Origin of the sequence: Lentilactobacillus kefiri (genome assembly GCF_009739535.1) — a bacterium.
Taxonomy (GTDB): Bacteria; Bacillota; Bacilli; order Lactobacillales; family Lactobacillaceae; genus Lentilactobacillus; species Lentilactobacillus kefiri.
In genome coordinates, this window is the sequence record NZ_CP029971.1 from 1251667 (window position 1) to 1269053 (window position 17387).

The 17387-nt window shown below is 41.4% G+C and carries 16 protein-coding genes and 1 pseudogene; 9 read left to right on the forward strand and 8 right to left on the reverse strand.

From position 1 onward, the window contains the following. Positions 1-456 precede the first annotated feature (456 nt). Positions 457-1860: a branched-chain amino acid transport system II carrier protein gene (gene brnQ, locus DNL43_RS05970; protein WP_056983051.1), complete on the forward strand. Its 1404-nt coding sequence runs from the start codon at positions 457-459 to the stop codon at positions 1858-1860. Positions 1861-1946: 86 nt separating this feature from the next. On the opposite strand, the gene DNL43_RS05975 is transcribed toward brnQ, so the two are convergent. After that, positions 1947-2561, reverse strand: coding sequence for a hydrolase (locus tag DNL43_RS05975; protein WP_056983053.1), 615 nt, complete (start codon positions 2559-2561; stop codon positions 1947-1949). A 206-nt stretch (positions 2562-2767) separates the two neighbouring features. Between DNL43_RS05975 and DNL43_RS05980 the strand changes: the two genes are divergently transcribed. Together DNL43_RS05980 and DNL43_RS05985 are read left to right on the forward strand one after the other, a co-directional pair. Continuing rightward, on the forward strand, positions 2768-3439 hold the full coding sequence (locus tag DNL43_RS05980; RefSeq protein WP_095347819.1) for a peptidoglycan recognition protein family protein: 672 nt from the start codon (positions 2768-2770) through the stop codon (positions 3437-3439). Between the two features lie 103 nt (positions 3440-3542). Then, positions 3543-4448, forward strand: coding sequence for a metal ABC transporter solute-binding protein (locus DNL43_RS05985; RefSeq protein WP_056983057.1), 906 nt, complete (start codon positions 3543-3545; stop codon positions 4446-4448). Between the two features lie 126 nt (positions 4449-4574). Here DNL43_RS05985 and DNL43_RS12225 read toward each other — a convergent pair whose 3' ends face one another. Continuing rightward, positions 4575-4793 (reverse strand): hypothetical protein, encoded by a 219-nt coding sequence (locus DNL43_RS12225; RefSeq protein WP_225439220.1) that lies wholly within the window; start codon positions 4791-4793, stop codon positions 4575-4577. Between the two features lie 14 nt (positions 4794-4807). Beyond that, complete coding sequence (locus DNL43_RS05990; RefSeq protein WP_225439221.1) at positions 4808-5731, reverse strand: GH25 family lysozyme; 924 nt, start codon at positions 5729-5731, stop codon at positions 4808-4810. Positions 5732-6381: 650 nt separating this feature from the next. Between DNL43_RS05990 and DNL43_RS05995 the strand changes: the two genes are divergently transcribed. Then, complete coding sequence (locus DNL43_RS05995) at positions 6382-7572, forward strand: MFS transporter (protein WP_054768758.1); 1191 nt, start codon at positions 6382-6384, stop codon at positions 7570-7572. 183 nt (positions 7573-7755) lie between these two features. After that, positions 7756-8751, forward strand: a complete 996-nt coding sequence (locus DNL43_RS06000) for a LacI family DNA-binding transcriptional regulator (RefSeq protein WP_054768806.1) — start codon at positions 7756-7758, stop codon at positions 8749-8751. Positions 8752-8794: 43 nt separating this feature from the next. On the opposite strand, the pseudogene DNL43_RS06005 reads toward DNL43_RS06000, so the two are convergent. Next, positions 8795-9373: pseudogene (locus DNL43_RS06005) on the reverse strand (LOG family protein). Positions 9374-9497: 124 nt separating this feature from the next. Here DNL43_RS06005 and DNL43_RS06010 point away from each other — a divergent pair. Both DNL43_RS06010 and DNL43_RS06015 read left to right on the forward strand, forming a co-directional pair. After that, positions 9498-9938: a GNAT family N-acetyltransferase gene (locus tag DNL43_RS06010; protein WP_054768757.1), complete on the forward strand. Its 441-nt coding sequence runs from the start codon at positions 9498-9500 to the stop codon at positions 9936-9938. Positions 9939-9962: 24 nt separating this feature from the next. Further along, positions 9963-11171: an MFS transporter gene (locus tag DNL43_RS06015; protein ID WP_082619765.1), complete on the forward strand. Its 1209-nt coding sequence runs from the start codon at positions 9963-9965 to the stop codon at positions 11169-11171. A gap of 43 nt (positions 11172-11214) precedes the next feature. Here DNL43_RS06015 and DNL43_RS06020 read toward each other — a convergent pair whose 3' ends face one another. Beyond that, positions 11215-12129 carry a DMT family transporter gene (locus DNL43_RS06020; protein ID WP_056983058.1) on the reverse strand — a complete coding sequence of 305 codons (915 nt, stop codon included), beginning with the start codon at positions 12127-12129 and terminating at the stop codon, positions 11215-11217. A gap of 136 nt (positions 12130-12265) precedes the next feature. On the opposite strand from DNL43_RS06020, the gene DNL43_RS06025 reads away from it, so the two are divergent. Together DNL43_RS06025 and DNL43_RS06030 are read left to right on the forward strand one after the other, a co-directional pair. Then, entirely contained in the window at positions 12266-13648 is a 1383-nt protein-coding gene (locus tag DNL43_RS06025) for a glutamate--cysteine ligase (protein WP_056983060.1), read from the forward strand. Positions 13649-13772: 124 nt separating this feature from the next. Further along, positions 13773-15107, forward strand: a complete 1335-nt coding sequence (locus tag DNL43_RS06030) for a glutamate--cysteine ligase (protein WP_056983061.1) — start codon at positions 13773-13775, stop codon at positions 15105-15107. A gap of 53 nt (positions 15108-15160) precedes the next feature. On the opposite strand, the gene DNL43_RS06035 is transcribed toward DNL43_RS06030, so the two are convergent. The 3 genes from DNL43_RS06035 to DNL43_RS06045 form a co-directional block, all read right to left on the reverse strand. Continuing rightward, positions 15161-16039 carry an aldo/keto reductase gene (locus DNL43_RS06035; RefSeq protein ID WP_056983063.1) on the reverse strand — a complete coding sequence of 293 codons (879 nt, stop codon included), beginning with the start codon at positions 16037-16039 and terminating at the stop codon, positions 15161-15163. Continuing rightward, positions 16020-16457, reverse strand: coding sequence for a MerR family transcriptional regulator (locus tag DNL43_RS06040; protein ID WP_054768756.1), 438 nt, complete (start codon positions 16455-16457; stop codon positions 16020-16022). Before DNL43_RS06040 ends, DNL43_RS06035 begins: the two co-directional genes overlap by 20 nt. A 115-nt stretch (positions 16458-16572) precedes the next feature. Beyond that, a complete protein-coding gene (locus tag DNL43_RS06045; RefSeq protein ID WP_054768755.1) occupies positions 16573-17313 on the reverse strand; it encodes a gamma-glutamyl-gamma-aminobutyrate hydrolase family protein in 741 nt (246 codons plus the stop codon). Positions 17314-17387: the final 74 nt, after the last annotated feature.

A 17387-nucleotide genomic window follows, 5' to 3' on the forward strand; every position in this document is an offset into this window, starting at 1 on the left:
ATGTTGACATGGTTATGACAGAAGGTTAGTATAATTGTTAAATAATTAGAAAACACTGTGAGAAAGTTGAGTAGCGTTGTGACATCCTGAAGCGAGCTTCGTTTGGTGAGAGGAAGCAGGATCAACGACGTGAAAATCCCTTTTGAGCGATGTACCGAAGAATGATAAGTAACGTACATTGGTGACACCCATTATCGTGTTAGCGTATCGCTTCTTTGAGGCCGTACGTGAAAGGCAGAGTTAGTGATAATTCTGCAAATATAAGGTGGTACAGTGCAGTAGGCGCCCTTAGTTCAGCATTAGCTGGAGTAAGGGCGCTTTTTATTTTCTTCAGGACATAGTTTTCTAATAATCTATTTTAAGAAAAGAGTTGGTGGAAATGAAATCTCAGATTGATATTAGTCAGATTAAAATCGAAATTCGCAAATTTTTAGACATTAAAGGAGAAATACATCTATGGAAAAATTACACGACTTGAATCCAAAACCATTACGAAAACGTGATTACTTTTTAGTGAGCTCCATGCTCTTTGGCCTGTTCTTTGGTGCCGGCAACCTGATCTTCCCAATTCATTTGGGACAGCTTTCCGGTGCTCATTGGGTACTGGCAGCCCTTGGCTTTCTGGTAACGGCGGTGCTGTTGCCATTGCTCTCAGTGCTGGCTGTCAGTGTGACCCGTTCAGAAGGGGTTTATGATATCGGTAAACCACTGGGCCCGGTCTTTGCTTTGGCCTTTATGGTCATGATTCACGCGACTATCGGTCCGTTATTTGGAACACCTCGGACTGCGACAGTTCCATTCACCGTTGGTGTTCAGCCATTATTGCCATCATCGATGGCCCACGTTGGCCTGTTGGTATTCTCGGCAGTATTCTTTGGATTGGCCTTCTTGGTTTCTTACAAAGAATCCAATGTCATGACATCAGTTGGTAAAGTTTTGAATCCTGTCTTTTTAGTGCTATTATTCAGCGTTTTTGCTTTAGGATTTGCCAATCCAATGGGCGTTGCCGGCAAACAGGCAGTGACAGCCGCCTACAAGAGTAACTCATTTTTCAACGGTTTTCTCCAAGGCTATAACACAATGGATGCCTTGGCTGGCTTGGCATTCGGGGTTACGGTTGTGACTGCCGTCCGTCAACTTGGTAAAACCAAGCCCAGCAGTAATGCCAAAGTGACTGCCAAAGCCGGTGTCTTTGCCACTGCGGCAATTGGTTTGATCTATCTCGGCTTGATCTGGTTGGGTTCAACCACCCTTTCAACTTACAAAGTTTCCGCTGACGGTGGGGTGGCGTTTAACCAGTTGGTTACCTATTATCTCGGTGGCTTCGGTCATGCCTTGCTGGTAACCTTGCTGACCGTTACATGTTTGACAACCGCCGTTGGGTTGGTTGCTGCTTTCGCTCAGGATTTCCACAATCATTTTTCAAAGGTCAGCTACCGCGGGTGGTTAGGATTCATGTGCCTGGCATCGTTTGGAACTGCCAACTTTGGTCTTGATACCATCATCCAATGGTCAACACCAATGCTGATGTTCCTCTATCCATTTGCGATGGTACTGATCTTGTTATCAGTCTTCTCACCATTGTTTGACCGTGATCCATTGGTTTACGCTTTGGTCGTTGGGTTCACGACTGTTCCAGCTCTGTTGGATATGGTTGCAGCATTCCCACCAGTTGTTAGTCAAAGTGGCTTTGGTCAAGCATTAGGTGCTTTCCAACAACACGTTCTACCATTCGCAAGTTTGGGGATGGATTGGGTTGTTCCAGCAGCCGCCGGTGCCGTGCTTGGACTGGGATTGCATTTTCTCCGTCCAACTTTGGGCAGAGCAAAAGCTGCTTCTTCAGAAGAAAATAATGATTAATTAAATCGTTCGTAATAATCCAAAAAGATCATTGGGCATGCCATTTCTGACAGCTCAATGATCTTTTTGCGTTGGTAAATAGTATTTTATAAATTAGTAAATGCACCATTTTCCTGTAGTAACTTCACGAATCCAGGGACGGTGTCTTTTCTGTTCCAGTCACGCTGTAACTCACACAATAATTGTGGAATGGTAATCAGGTGAGCACCTGCTTGTTCAACACGTCGGAGTGCCGTTTCGTGGGCAATGGTGGAAGTGCCACCAACTGCGTCGACAACCGGATAGACATCGTAGCCTTCAGCGAGTGCATCTAAAGTTGGGAAGGTTAGGCATGCTTCAGTCCATAAGGCCAAGATGATAATCTTCTTTCGGCCAGTGGCTTTGATTGCTTCATTGTAATCTTTATCTTCCCAGGCGTTAATTGATGAACGGTCATAGGAAGGGATGTCGCCAACAACGTCTTTAATTGGTTTGACGGTATCCGAGTTACGTTGGTTATGGGCGTTTACAGTTGATAGAATGATTGGTAAATTGAACAATTTAGCGGTCTTTGCAACCAACGAGGCATTTTCAAGCAGATCTGAATGCCTCATTGAGCCAATTGATCCGACTTGAACCGGTTGGTAATCAATAATTGTTAATAATGAATTGTCAGGTGATAATAAGCGGTCATCTGTCCCTCGTTTGTCAAAACTTGTCATAGATGAAATCCTCCTTATTCATAAATCAATACTGTCTTCTGAATTCGCTTACATCATACAACCATCGGTAGGCTGATACCACTAATTGCATCTCGACCATGATGGCTCGGAGAAGGGGGGCTAAATGTTGAAAAAAATACCCTAAAGACTAACATAGAAAGTAGACACGAAAGATATAAATAACAAAAAAAGCGGCGATAAATAAGATGTTTAAGAAAGTATTTTTAACAGTTTTTACAATCATGGTGACAGTATTGGCACTCGGAAGCATCAACACTCAGGCGAGTTCCAGTAAGCTCAATAACTACATAGCGAGTCACAATATAAAGCACAATAAAGTATCGAGTAAAGTGTGGGGCGGCTTTCCCCACTATAAATATCGTCATGGCAAGAACAAGCCTGAAGGGGTCGTTGTTCACGAGACGGGTAATCCCAATTCAACAATTTTTAACGAAATTGCTTATATGAAGAAAAATTACCGGAATGCGTTTGTCCACACATTTGTTGATGACGATCACATCATTAATATCGCTAGTACCAAGTATCTCTGCTGGGGTGTCGGCTATCCGGGAAATGCCCGGTTTGTCCAATTTGAACAGGTTGAAATGCACAGCAAGAAGAGCTTTGCCAGTGAAGTGGAAAATGCTGCATACTACACGGCTTATATTTTGAAGAAATATCACTTAAAGCCAAATGATGCTTGTTACGATGGCAAGGGGACTGTCTGGTCTCACAAAGCAGTTGCCCATTATCTTGGCGGGTCTGACCACACCGATCCGGCTGGTTATTATAAGAATCGCGGCAAAAAATATTTTCACCAGTCATATACTATGAAGCAGTTCTACAAGCTGGTTTTGACGAATTATGGCAATTTGTAATGTGATTAATTAAGTAAAAAAGTGAATAACTGCTTTACAACCATAACCTTTTAGATTATTATCAAAGAGTAACGATTACGATTTAAAGAGGAGAGGATATTTCATGTTACATAAGTTTTCAGGTTTAAAGGCAGTGCTGCTAGCCGTTCTGGTTGTTGCACTTGGAATTGGCCTGGCTGGATGTTCAAGCAAATCATCATCCAGCAATGGAAAGATTAAGATTACCGCAACGACTGACTTTTATGGTGAGGTTGCCAAGAAAGTTGCCGGCAATAAGGGTGATGTTACATCAATTATTACCAACCCCAACGTTGATCCACATGATTATCAACCATCAACCAAGGTTGCAAAAGAAACCGTTGGTTCAAAAATCGTGATTGCCAATGGAATCGGCTACGATGGCTGGATGAGCAAATTAGTAAAGGATTCCAACAAAGTCGATTACATCAGAGTCGGTGAAGATTTGATGGGCAAACAAAATGGTGATAATCCGCATCTTTGGTATAATCCAGCAACCATGCCTAAGTTAGCAAACACAATTGCTGCCAAGTTAGGTAAGATTCAACCAAAGAACAAGGCTTACTTCAAGAAGAACGCTAAGAAGTACATTGCTTCATTGAAGCCGGTTAACGCCAAGATTGCTCAACTTAAGAAGATTGCTGCAACTAAGCAGAACAAAGAAGTTTATGTCAGTGAACCAGTCTTTGACTATGCACTTCAAGCAATTGGATTTAAAGTTGGTAACCCACAATTTGAAAACGATACTGAAAAGGGTGTCGATCCATCACCTCAAACGATTCGAACAATGCAAAATGGCATCAAGAATCACAAGATTGCCTTCTTCGTATTTAAAAAGCAAGTTGATAGCAAGACAGTTAATAATTTGGTTGCCTTAGCTAAGAAGAATAAAGTTCCAGTATTGCCTGTTACCGAAACGTTACCAGCCAACAAAGATTACGTCAGCTGGATGGATTCACAATATAGTGAATTAATTAATATCCTTAAATAATTGAGTAAAGAAAAAAGTTCGAGACGGTTATTGATCGTTTCGAACTTTTTTGTGTTTCGGGACTGTTGGTGTTTGATGTTAATTTGCTGAAACGTGCTATACAAGCCAGCTTGTTTCGCACTCTAACTATTTCAAATACCCACGCCAGATCCAGCCGCCGTGATTGCCGACCGTGCTCTTAACGTGATAGTAAATAGCATATTTACCGGTATTCTTCTTATATAATTTTTCGTGTGCATCAGTTACCCAGGTAACGTTAGGTAAGTCGGCGTTATAACCATAACGGGTTCCTAAATGCTTTGAGTAACGTGCACCTTTGGTTGTTGTGTAATAGTGACGACCCATCGAAGTTCTCCAAATCAACTTAACTGAAGCTGATCGAGTAGCCGAATATTGTTTTCCGGCAGATGGACCTGGCATGGACCTGGCACTATGACAATTGAACCTTTCTTCTTGGAATTGCTGGATGGTGTTGATGACGAGCTTGCTGATGAAGCGGAACTTGCACTCGAACTGCTGCTCGATGAACTTCCGTTGGCACCATTATCAGAGGTATCAATCGTTCCAGAATTCAAATAGTAGTTATTATTCATTTGGCTGACATCCAAGTTTTGAGTAATGGATGGGAACCGATAATCGGATGCCCACTGCCATGCGTTGGCGTTAGGGTATTTGTTGCCGGTAGGGTTAGCTGGATAATCGGCAATCCATCCTTGGTTAGTGGTATTGGTGTCAATATGAACACCTAACCAGCTGGCCATGGTATACAAATCTGTCTTATTATAGCCGGCTTGATTCAGCGTTGAATCAAACGCTGCCAGATTAGCATCATTCTGGGCTTTTGAAACGCCAGCTAATTCTGAAGATTCAAAATCGGCGACCATGACAACGTTAGTTGAACTGGTAACTGATTTTACAGAATTGATAAACTGTTGGGCCTCGGCCTGAGCTTGGGCAACAGTGGTGAAATGAACAAAGTGGTAGAAGTTAACACTGAGGCCAGCCTGTTGGGCATATTGGACTTGCTGAAGCAGGTATGGGTTGGTATACCCGGTGCCTTCTGACGCTTTGATTGTAACGGCTTTAACGCCATTTTGAGCTAATGTTTGATAGTTTGCTGCGGTTAAATTGGACTGCCAGCTTGATACATCGACCATATTGGCAGATGGCTGCGTACTTGATGGTGTCAGCGCAGCATGAGCAGCTGTCGTTGATGTGCCCAGAAGAATTCCGCCGGCAAAGAGTCCAAGGACTGCGGCGCCATTTTTAATAATTTTCTTCATAATGTTTCAACTCCCATCTATGTATATATACGTCAAGTTGATACTAACATGAATGGGTAGGTTTCGAAAGCATGTTTACTTATTGTTGCGGCTTCGTCGATCAAGTGAAAAAGACCAGTAAATTGCCAGTAATAATACGGCGGCAATTGTAATGGTTGTAATGTTATTTGGTTAGCCAGGGCATCTTCAAAATGGTCAACAGCGCTTGGACTGAGTGTATAAAAAGAGTTTAACAAATTAGTAAACGCCTTTTATCATTTGCTGATTTGATGTATAGTATAAACAGGTCCTGATGTTATTTCTGACATGACATCACTAACGAACCCCATTTGTAAAAAGGAACATTATTTAACACAAAAAGTCGACCATTTTTTTAGGTGATCGACTTTTTTATTTATCGAGCGTAATTGACACTTAAAAAGCATTAGGGATTAATCGTTGTCAAAAATACGTCCCATTGTAAACTATCTTGACAAGGATTTTGACTTAAATCATACTTGCTTACATTTTATTTTCATTCTTAACGCTTACATCATGAAAAGATACTATAAATCTATATACGGTCTTTTTATTATGGAATATAATGGTCGGGAAAGCGGAAGAAGTGTAGAATATCGCTACTTTATGTGTTGAATGGGGAGGGTATAGTTATGAATAAAAAATCAGGAATGATGGCTTTTTCAATCTTAATGCTGTCATTATTACCAATGTCCACTGGTGCAACTGCTGCAACAATTCCTGGATTAATGAAACAATTTTCATCAGTTTCATCAGAAACCGCAGAGCTAACCGTTACGATTCCATCGTTTACGATGGCACTTATGATCGTGATTGCCAGTTTCATCGTTAAAAGAATTGGAACCAAGAAAATGGTTCTTACAGGAACGGCATTAACCGCTGTTGGTGCAGTTCTGTCAATGACTGCGCCAAGTGTTTCGGTATTACTGATTGCTCGAGCAATTATGGGGGCTGGAATTGGTACCTTCAATACATTGTGTATTAGTTTGATTGATCGTTTGTATAGCGGTCAGCAACGTGAAAAATTATTGGGCTTTCAGAACACATTTCAAGGACTTGGTGCCGCAGGTGGTGCGTTGGGCGTTGGCCTGATCTTGATGTACAGCAATTGGCGGATGGCATTTAGCATTTATTTAGTAAGTATTGTTCTATTTGTCCTATATTTGCTGTTTGTTCCAGAAGTTCGTTACGATGCTGAAAGCGTCGAGAAAAATACTAATGAAAATGAAGATGTAAAGGTACCGTTAACTTCTAAAGTTCAGTTTGGCTATTATTGGATTGTCATGTTTATCCTGATGGTCTTTTATATGACAGTTAACGTTAAGATCCCAACCTTTATTTTAAATAATAACTTTGGACCACTTTCTGTTGGATCCAGTGCTGTTGTGGTCATGTCAGTTGGAACAATTATCGGTGGTTTGATTTATGGTTATGTTGAATCAATCGTTAAGGAAGCAACTTTGGTCATGGCAATTGTCATCGAAGCAATTGGCGTGTTTATGATTAGTACTTCCGGTTCTGCAACGGCGTGCTTCATCGGTGCATTCTCAGTGGGCTTCAGCTTTGGTTTGTTTATTCCATTTATCTTTTCAAAAGGGCTGTCCTTTGTTCCTAAGAAATATGGTAATGATGCAACGACCATTTTGATGCTGAGCACAAATGGCGCAAACTTCCTTTGCCCATACGTCAGCAAGTTTATCAATGTCGGTGGAACCGATCGAAGCTTGTTCATGATTGCCGGTATTATTGCATCAGTTCTGGGAGTTATTGAATTGATTAAGCTATTCGCAAATAATTCTCGGCGAACGGTTACTGAATCATAAAATATTTAAAGCTTGTAAATCAAAAAAATGTTTGTGAAACCATGGATACGTATTAGTATCCATGGTTTTTGTTTCTCATGGAATCAAGCATCATTAATTATCGGAAGTGTTAGACTTAAATCAGATTGTAACGGAAGCGTTGTAATTAAAGTTAAATTCAAAGATGAATATGATGGTGATCAAATGACAACAATTAAAGATGTTGCGCGTGAAGCTGGCGTTTCAATATCAACGGTTTCACGCATTCTGAACTTTGATGAAACCCCTTCTGTGGGGGAAAATACACGAAGAAGAGTTTTGGAAGTTGCAGAAAAGCTACAATATAAGAAACGAAATCGTCACGTTCCAAAAGACAATAAGAAGATTGGCATTATTCAATGGCATTCAGATAAAGAAGAGTTATCCGACCTTTATTATCTTCAGATTCAATATGGCATTGAAAATAAGGCTGCCAGTTTGGGTACTGCCGTGGAAAAGCTCACATTTGAGTCGGTTGATAAGAATCGGGTCAAGACTCTTAGCGGTATGATTGCCGTTGGTAAGTTTGATAAAACCGAAGTCTTGAGCTTGAAATCGTATGGGGTTCCACTAATTTTCATTGGGGAGAATTATTTGTCGTACGATTGTGACAGTATAAGAAGCGATTTTGAATCACCTGTTCGTAAGATCATTGACCGGTTTATCGATCGTGGTATCAAAGATATTGGGATGATTGCCGGGAAAGAAAATACTGTCACTGAAAAGCAAGGGGTTCGCGATCCCCGGGTTTCCACTTTTGATTCATATTTGTCGGAAAAAGGATTGTTCAATGACGCGTTTGTGTTTCAGGGACCATTTGGGCCGGATTCTGGTTTTGAACTGATGAATCTCGCAATCAAACAATTGGGAGACAAATTGCCCCATGCGTTCTTGATCGGCAGCGATTCAATGGCTGTTGGTGTGTTACGAGCGCTTCAGCAGCAACACATCAAGGCTCCGGATCGGGTCAGCATCATCAGTTTTAACAATGTGGCGATTGCCAAGTATACCAGCCCGGCACTGACAACTGTGCATGTTCATACTGAATTGATGGGCGAGCGGGCAATTGAAATGTTAACAGATAGAATTAAAGATCCCAAGAAGGTTCCTGAGTTGACGGTTATTGCGACCGAATTAATGGAACGGGAAAGTAGTTTATAAGTCATAACATAAAACGGCTGCGAGTTAATCGCAGCCGTTTTTTTTACTTTTTATATTGGCGAATCTTCGGTGGAACGTAAGTGGTCATGAAGCTGTATATCTCATCCAGTGAATCTTAGAAGAGGACTTTTTTGCGGTCCTCTGCAGATAAGAATCCTTCGCTTGTCATCTTGTCGAACATTTGTGCCAAGGGATCATAATAACCGTTGACGTTGTAAAAGACGCAAGGATTGGGGTTGTCTCCCAAACGTGCCCAGGAAAATGCCTGAGTAATTTCTTCAAGCGTTCCGATCCCACCGGGAAGGGCAATGCATCCGTTAGAGATATTCATCATCTCTGCTTTTCGGGCGGACATATTGTCGGTAATGGTTAAATCTGCCAAGCCCTTTAATCGTGGTGACTCTGCTCCCCGCGCAACTAATTGTTTGGTGGTAACACCATGAACCTGGCCACCTTCAGAGAGAACCTGATCGGAAAGAATTCCCATTAGGCCAACTCCGCCACCGCCATAGATAAGTTCGATATGGTGTTGAACCAGCCATGAAGCAAGCTATTTGGTCGCATCTATGTATATGTCTTTATTTCCAGTTGAAGCGCCGCAATAGACCGCAATTCTTTTCATAACGTTACTCCTTTACGCGTAATATAGTATTATTTTAACAGTTTTTCTGAAAACAATTTTTGAAAATTTGGTTAGTGGTCTATAATTGAATTACGATTTCACGAAATTGTAAGAGGAGGTCACCATGGAAACCTATATTTTAGATGATTCAGATGACATGTGGAGCCATTTTGCCAAACTAATTGGTGATGTTTCCTGGCCTGCGGGCAAATACTTGGCAAACGAAATGCTGGGTGGTCGCTTGTCTGACTGGGAGCGGGTCATTGTTTTAATGGATCACGATCATTTAGTCGGCTTTTGTGCGGTTGTTCAAGAAGATATTGTTAAGAATACCGGATATTCACCATTTATCGCATTCGTCTTTGTGAGTGAGCAATACCGTGGAAAAGGACTCAGTCAAACATTAGTTAAGTTGGCGGAATCACAAATTAAGCAAACTGGTTTTCATAAAGCATACATTGTGACAAAGCATGTTGGTCTCTATGAAAAAGTTGGGTATCAACAAATTGATACTTCAGTGGATCAGATGGGAAGAAAGATGAGGATATTAGCTAAACAGCTATAATTTAATTGAGGAGAGAGTTTAATAATGAGAGAAGAGACCCCCGTAACAAATCGTCAAAAAGTATTTTTAGGTGCCCTCCTGATTTTTCTGGTAGGTGCCAACATGCGGACGGCGATTACGATTGTACCGCCAATTTTAACCAACATTCAAAATACCTTTAGTATGCCGGAATGGTTTCTCGGTAGTTTGACGACAATTCCATTGATTTGTTTTGGAATCTTGTCACCAACCGTTACGTACTTTATCAAACGTTTCGGTATTCTGCCGGTTACGATCGTCGATTTGTTGCTGCTGACCGTTGGAAACTTTATTCGAGTGTATTCGTTCACCAGTCTCATTTGCGGAACGATTTTAATCGGTGGTGGAATTGCCATGTTAAATGTTCTCGCTCCGACCTTGGTATCGTATTTATTTCCAATGAAGATTGGAACATACACAGGGATGTATGTCTTTGCACTTTCACTTTCCAGTTCAGTTTCTGCTGGGTTCAGTGCGGTTATCAGTCATTTGATTACATGGCAGACAATGATTCAGTTTGTTTCTGTTATTCCAGTTATTACGATTGTCGTTGCCTTAGTGTTGCGGAGCTCTGGTAAAAAGACAACCGTGAAGAAAGCAAAACGCAATTCCTTAAATCCTGAGGTGCAAGGCAGTGTATGGAAACGGCCATTAGCTTGGGCATTAGGTGGTTTTATGGGACTCCAGTCGTTATTATTTTATTCGATTTTGACCTGGTTGCCACCAATTTTGATGGCATCAGGAATTAACCAAAATACTGCAGGTTACTTATTAGGGCTGCTTCAGCTGGTTGCCTTACCAATTTCATTTGTCGTTCCGAGAATTATTAGTTCAGTTGCAAAACAATCGATTATGATTTGGACAATTTCAGGCCTATTCATTGTGGGACTGGGATCGTTAATGCTGGCAGGTCAGAGTTTCTGGTTTGCGGTTATTGCATGTATATTATTGGGACTATCCACAAATATCGCTTTTAGTGAGGCAATGACACTTTTCTCATTGAAGACAAGAACACCAAATGAAACGGCTTCGGTTTCCGGTATGGGCCAGTCATTTGGGTATCTCCTAGCTGCAACCGGACCAATGATTTGTGGCTGGATGCATGGACTGACTACAAACTGGTTTGCAGTTTTGATTTTCTTGTTATTGGTCACTTTTGTTATGACCTTCGTTGGTTTGCTGGTTGATCGAGAAGAATATGTATTTGAAAAATAATTCAAAAAGCTATCAAGATAATAAAATCTTGGTAGCTTTTTTTCTATACACTCGTATTAGGATTTGTTGTATAAGCAGCCCACGCTTGCACACCAACCGTTCCTAGAATAAGTACCGCACCGAATGTTTCAGGCAGTCCAAAGCTGACGCCCAAGAAGACAATCGATAGGAAAGTTGCCGATAAAGGTTCAAATGAGCCAAGCACACTCGCTGTTGTTGGCGTTATGAAGCGCAAACTTTGAAGATAAAAGAGATAAGCCAACATTTTCCCAAAAATCACCACAAAGCCGATACTGCCATATGTTGTCCAACTGAAAGCCGGCATATCGTCCCAAATTTTATAGTAAATACTGAATGAAACACCACCTATCAGCATTGACCAGCCAACAATTGGGATCGACCCATACTTTTTAAGGAGGTATCGTGGCAATAATGTGTACAACGTCGAACTAACTGCTGCTCCGAGACCCCATAGAAAGCCTCCCAGAGGCATTGTCAGTGTCGTTAACCGGCCGTGGGTAACCAATAGGATTGTCCCCAACAATGCCATGATGACGGATAATACATCGATTCTGCGGGGAAAACGGCGGGTCCACAGCGCCAGGTAAATAATAATAATTGCAGGTGATAGGAATTGTAAGATGGTTGCCGTTGCGACATTTCCCGCCTCAATTGCCATGAAATATGTATATTGTGACGCCGCCATTCCAACGAAGCTAAAGAAGATGAGACTCATCGAATCTTTTTTATGATGCCATACTGCCATTTCGGCACTTCGGTTGCCTAGCATGCCATAAATGACTAATAATATTCCGGATATCAGCATTCTCACTGAAACTAGCCAGTGTGAGCTGACATGAATATCTTTAAATAAAAATTGAGCAACCGTTCCTGAGATCCCCCATAATAAAGGTCCAAGAATTGCCAGCATAATCCCTCTAAGCTTCATGTTTTTCACAAAATTCACCTCCAATCCACAATGCAATAATTATATTACAAAGATAATGGTTTTAGAATAACCCTTTGTAAAATAAAGTGAATTGCGTTAAAGTATCATTAATATTTAATGATAAAATAAAAAAGGAGGCCTGCCAATGTTTGACACAATAGGCCAGATTATCTTCAACAATGAAATTGTGGCGAAAGCCAGCGACTTTAACATGGGAATCGAAGTTGAAACGATTCGAATTGATTCTGCGGGGCGATTAACGAAGGAGCCTTATCCAAAGGCACTTGGTAATCAGCGCAAGAACCACTTTATTAAAACGGATGTTTATCAAATTCAGAGTGAAATTATCACGCCAACAGCTCGGAAGTCCCTGGATGCCATGCATTATTTGATGGCCCTAAATGATACCTTGAGGAATGCCTTGGAGCCAAATGAATTATTATGGCCATTAAGTATGCCGCCGGTTTTGCCCAAAGATAAGAGCACGATTCCAATTGCCGACGTTGATCCTGATCAAAAAGCTTACTATGAGAAATGGATTAAGACTCGAAGCGATACGCAGGGAATTCCAGTTGGGGTTCATCTGAATGTCAGTATCAACGATGGTGTTTTGAAGACTGTTTGGCAGGCTGTCCAGAGTCAGTATGATTCATATGCCGACTTTGTTAATTATCTCTATATCAAAATTGCTCAAGGCTTTGATTATTACCGTTGGCTGATTACCTATTTATTTGGCAACAGTCCAATTGCCGAGAAAAACTTCTTTAAGCCGGATGAAGATCAACCTCAACGAGAAGTTCGCAGTATTCGTTCATCAAATTATGGATTAACTTCAGATGTTACCCATAACTATCGAAGTGTCCCTGATTACGTCAAAAATATCGAAAAAAACATTGCTGACGGCAATTTGTTTAGTGAAGCGGAATATCATTCCAGTGTTAGGTTAAAGACAATGCACGGCGATCTAACGAATATGGTGAAAAATGGAACTGACTACATCGAACTTCGAATGCTTGATTTGGATCCGACGACTGCCCTTGGGGTTCGGACATCAGCCATCCGATTCTTCCGAATTTTACTCAGCTACTTTATGATGATGCCGACTTTGGAAAGTGATGACAAAATCAATTTGAAGCTCGAACAAGGCCGGGCAATGAATGAAGTTGTCGCAATGGAAAGTCCAACCCAGCAAACAATTTATCACCATGAATCTCAAAATTTCTTGGATAAACTGCAAATGTTTGGTGCCCAAATTCAATGGGGACCGGAATATCAAGAAGTTCTGGATACCATGCAGGATCGCCTTGATAACCCCAATCTGACACCCGCTGCCACTCTGTGTGATCACGAGGTCGACGGTTCATTGATGTCATATGGATTGGCAATGGCCAATCGTTATCAAAATCGGGCTCATGAAAATCCAAATCCATTTACCGGATTCGAAGAAAAGCCGGATATGAATGCCAATGAATTAAGGCAACGTCTATTTGGCGTGATGGGAAAGCCTGAGAATTACAGTAAAGGTTAGGATTGTTGATTTATGCCTTTAAACGATGAATAATGATGTCAAAAGTGGTTGGCAGTCTCTCAATTGCGAAGCGTCCCCACAATCCGGTGTTGTGCGGGCGCTTTTTGGTAAGGAGGGTAATCTAATGAAACAGTCAAAAGTAGTCTCTGATTTTATTAATTCAACGGTTGGCTTGGAAGTTGAAACCCATCGTATCGATTCAAAGGGTGAACTAAGCCATCAATCATATCCACAAGGGTTACTAAATGAAAAGCAGCATAAATTTATAAAAAATGATTTTTTGGAAACACAGTCCGAACTGATTACTCCTCCCACTAAAACAACTGTTAAAGGGTTAAAGTATTTAGGAGTTTATCATCAAGCCCTCAGAAGTGAGTTGAAGAGTAAGGAGTATCTCTGGCCATATAGCATGCCCCCTAAGTTAAAGTCAGACCACTCAGATATTGTGATTGCGAAAACCGATCAAGAAAGTTATGAGTATCGGAAACGGGTTGCGAAAATTCGCAAACTGGCGCAAACCGCAGAAACAGGTGTCCATGTTAATATTGGTTTTACAAAAAAGGCGATGAGTGACTTAAAAGCTAAAGAGCCAGACGTCAATATTAACGAGTTGTATCTGCAGGCAGCAGTGGGCTTTATGCGCTATCGTTGGCTGTTCACATACTTATTTGGTGCAACGCCATATGCCTTTGATAATTACTTTCCAAATGACGCAGGGGTTCCCAAACATGCAGTGAGATCCCTGAGAAATTCCCATTTTGGGTTTGGAAATGGCTTTATATCAAGCTATCAAAGTGTGCAGGAATACGTTGACGGTATTTTGAAAGCGGTAGATGATCAAAAGCTTATTGCTCAACGTGAATACTACGGGACAGTGCGGCTCAAGGGTAGTGATGATGTTCGAAAACTGCTTACCGATGGCATTGGATATATTGAACTTCGAATCTATGATTTGGATCCATTTGAGCCATTAGGCGTTTCAGAAGATGCTGTCGATTTGGTTCGACTGATGTTTGCCTACTTTATCTACAAGCGCCCATTTGATTTGAAGTCCGCAGATCAGGATATTGCCAAAGCGTGCGAAAAAAATGATCAGGTGGCACTGGAAGATCCATTGAAAACCAGCGCATATCATGATGAAGCATCCGCATTTATTGATCAACTTGAGAAATTTAGTGCGCAAGTTGTCATTCCATTTAATTCCCAGCATTTGTGTTTTAAATTACAAGAGATGATTGATGATCCGGTCCTCACTCCAAGTGGGCGTTTGATCAATTGGCTGAGTGAAAATCCAGATAAGGCTTTTAAACAGCTGCTAAAGTTTGCCAAAGGTTACCAAGATGATTTGATCCACAATCCGGCCATTGGTTTTGAGTCCCTGAGCAAGAATGAGCAACAGGGGATCTTGGCAACTTTGAAAAAAGGCATTCCCGTTAGAATTAAATCCTGGTATAAATAAAGAAGCGTTCCCCAAAAGCAAAACTTTTGGTGGAACGCTTCTTAATTTAGGGATTATTCCTCCCAGCGGCCACCGCCACCTAAGCGTTCAACCATCTTAGGATCCCGGTGATCGAAGAACGCGGACTCTTTCATGTCTAATTGTTGAATCAGCTTCATCTCTTCGCTCGTTAATTCAAAGTCGAAGATGTTGATGTTTTGTTCCATTCGTTTTTTGTGGACCGATTTGGCCAATGTGACAACCCCACGTTGATAAAGCCAACGCAATACAACCTGGCCAACACCCTTTTTGTGGTTGTCAGCAATTTGACTCAACACATCATTTGTAAACAAACCATGCTTGCCTTCTGCAAATGGTGCCCAAGCTTCCGGTTGGATACCCAATTTTTTCATCCAATCCAGTTCGTCTTGCTGCTGGAACCAAGGGTTTAGCTCTACTTGGTTAACTTGAGGGGTGACATCATTGTGTTGAGTAAGATCCACAAATCGATCAGCGTTGAAGTTAGAGATCCCAATGGCGCGAACTTTACCTTCTTTTTGGAGATCTTCCATTGCCCGCCATGAGCCGTAGACATCACCGTATGGTTGATGGATTAAATATAAATCCAGATAGTCCAGCTTGAGCTTGATCAATGCTTCCTCAAATTCTTTTTTGGTTGCATCATAACCAGTCGAACTGACCCAGACTTTAGTGGTCACAAATAATAGGTCACGGGGAATGCCGGATTCTTGGATTGCTTCGCCAACTTCAGCTTCATTTCCATAGGCTTGGGCAGTGTCAATCAGACGGTAACCCGCGGATAGGGCGTCTAAAACAGCTTTCTTCGTACCGTTATTTTCAATTTGGAACACGCCAAAACCGGTTGCTGGCATCTCAATGCCGTTGTTTAGTTTAAATGTTGGAACTGTTATATTATTTTTCTCCTTTATCATCTTTCAAAAATGGTTTCTCCCACAATTCTTCAGTGTTATCTTTCGTCATTTGGCCAGAATCAAATTTTGCAAGATGCTCGTCAAAAGTGTCGATTTTATACTGAAGCATTGCTCGAGTTTCGGTCATTTGGACAAGCTTTTTGTTCAAAGTATCCAGTTGTTCATGAAGGATTTCCTTTTGGGCAGCTCGGACTGATCCGCCTTTTCGGGCAAGGGTTGCGAATTCGATTAATGACTCAATCGACAGGCCGGCTCCCCTGAGACTTTTAGCCAGATAAATCCAGTTAAGATCATTTGTTTTGTAATTTCGATATCCGTTATGATCCCGTTCTACCGGGGGAATAACTCCGATCCGCTCGTAATACCTGAGCGTGTCGGTTGAGACGCCCAATAATTCAGAAACCTTCTTGCTATTCATGTGTCGCACACCTCCATATTTCAATTAACAAGTATACTTTAAACCCTGGAGTGAACTCCATAGCAAGCATAAATAAAAAGAGAAGTAACTTTTGCGTAAAGTTACCTCTCATTTTTTATTTTCTGGTTTTATCCGCTACAACTTGACTTCGATCAATAAAATCCTTAAACAGTTTACGTGAATCTTCAAAATGCTTATAAATGTTTTCGGGATGCCATTGCACTGCAAGAATTTGGTCGTTATTAATGGATTCGATTGCTTCAATCACTTGATCATCTGCTCTGGCAGTTACTTTCAAGTATGGGGCAACATCTTTAACTGCCTGGTGATGTCGAGAGTTCACGTATGGCCGTGGTCCAATGATGTCGTTTAAACGGCTATCTGGATCAACTGTCACGTGATGGGACGGCATGTTACCTGGTGCCTCTTGTGAGTGCTTTAATGTTGCGTGAAGGTCCTGTGACAGGTCTTGATAGAGTGTTCCACCGAGACCAACGTTAATCAGCTGCATGCCACGGCAAATGCCCATAATGGCTTTACCAGCAGTGACTGATTGTTTCAATAATTCGATTTCAAATAAATCCCGCTTGAGGTAGGTCATTCCCAACTTTTGAAAAGGCTCTTCGCCATAGAAAGTAGGGTCAACATCTGCACCACCAAGAAAACAGACGCCGTCAAACAGTGTCATATAATCGCGTACATCTTCTGGATTAACACTTGGAAAAATAACTGGAACGCCACCGGATTTAACAATGGCTTCAATGGCTGGTCGCGGTGCGAACGCAGCGTTTCGTTCATTAATAACATTCGTTGCCTCGGCAAGAGTGTCTGCAGGTAATGCGATTCTTGGGCGCAATATAATCCCCTCCTCATAACTCACTTTAAATCTGTTTGTATTATTGTACTCCAAAAGAATAAAGTTACGTTATA